Source organism: Streptomyces sp. GQ60, from assembly GCF_059758875.1.
Genome location: NZ_JCAXEG010000066.1, coordinates 1 through 497, shown reverse-complemented (window position 1 = coordinate 497; position 497 = coordinate 1). Strand labels below are relative to the sequence as shown.

General features: G+C 70.8%; 1 protein-coding gene. It reads right to left on the bottom strand.

The features are described 5' to 3' along the window. A partial coding sequence (locus AC6CKD_RS37980; RefSeq protein WP_498333995.1) for a methionine adenosyltransferase domain-containing protein occupies positions 1–497 on the bottom strand: 497 nt, incomplete at both ends.

Sequence of the window (497 nt, the reverse complement as noted above, 5' to 3'; positions counted from 1 at the left end):
CCACGCGGTCGGTGCGCTCCCAGGTGAAGTCCGGCAGTTCGCGGCCGAAGTGGCCGTAGGCGGCGGTCTGGGCGTAGATGGGGCGCAGGAGGTCGAGGTCGCGGATGATCGCGGCCGGACGGAGGTCGAAGACCTGGCCGATGGCGTCCTGGATCTTCTGGACGTCGACCTTGTGCGTGCCGAAGGTCTCCACGAACAGGCCCACGGGCTCGGCCTTGCCGATGGCGTACGCGACCTGGACCTCGCAGCGCGAGGCCAGACCGGCGGCGACCACGTTCTTGGCGACCCAGCGCATCGCGTACGCGGCGGAGCGGTCGACCTTGGACGGGTCCTTGCCGGAGAAGGCGCCGCCGCCGTGGCGGGCCATGCCGCCGTAGGTGTCGATGATGATCTTGCGGCCGGTCAGGCCGGCGTCGCCCATCGGGCCGCCGATCTCGAAGCGGCCGGTCGGGTTGACCAGCAGGCGGTAGCCCTCGGTGTCCAGCTTGATGCCGTCC